Source organism: Sphingobium sp. FW306-1B-F04DB (assembly GCF_058781925.1).
In genome coordinates this window covers 1-612 of sequence record NZ_JBYSXE010000145.1, presented here as the reverse complement: position 1 = coordinate 612, position 612 = coordinate 1, and the positions used below count along the sequence as shown (strand labels likewise).

General features: G+C 61.9%; 1 pseudogene. It reads left to right on the top strand.

The window, feature by feature from the left end:
• Positions 1-76: 76 nt before the first annotated feature.
• Positions 77-612: pseudogene (locus AC3WJD_RS22100) on the top strand (IS5 family transposase); the annotation flags it as partial.

The following is a 612-nucleotide window of genomic DNA, read 5'->3' as shown; positions in this document are numbered from 1 at the left end:
TAGGCCGCAAACTCATTAACGGACTTGAGGTTTGTCCGCCCGCGTGATTCACGCTCCTGCTGGAGCGGGAGGATAGATGACGCGGCGACGGTATGAACTGACGGATCGAGAATGGGCGATCATTGAGCCCCTGCTGCCTAACAAGCCGCGTGGTGTTCCCCGGGTTGATGATCGCCGGGTGTTGAATGGCATTCTCTGGCGGTTTCGAACGGGCTCGCCATGGGCCGAGATACCCGAGCGCTATGGGCCACCCACGACTTGCTACAACCGGTTTGTCCGTTGGCGCAAAGCCGGAGTGTGGGACCGGCTGTTGGTGGCGGTTTCCGCCGGCTTCAACGGCGAACTGGTGATGATCGATTCCACCTGCGTGCGCGTCCACCAACATGGTGCGACGGGCAAAAAGGGGGATCTACAGATCATGGCATGGGACGTTCCCGGGGCGGCCTCACCAGCAAGATCCACGCTCTTGTCGACGCTGAAGGACGTCCTGTCAGCCTGCGGCTGACCGGCGGGCAGGTTCACGATGCCTGCGAGGCCGAAGCGCTGATCCATGCCATTCCCGAGGGCGCCACGCTCCTTGGCGACAAAGGCTATGACAGCAACGCCATCCGC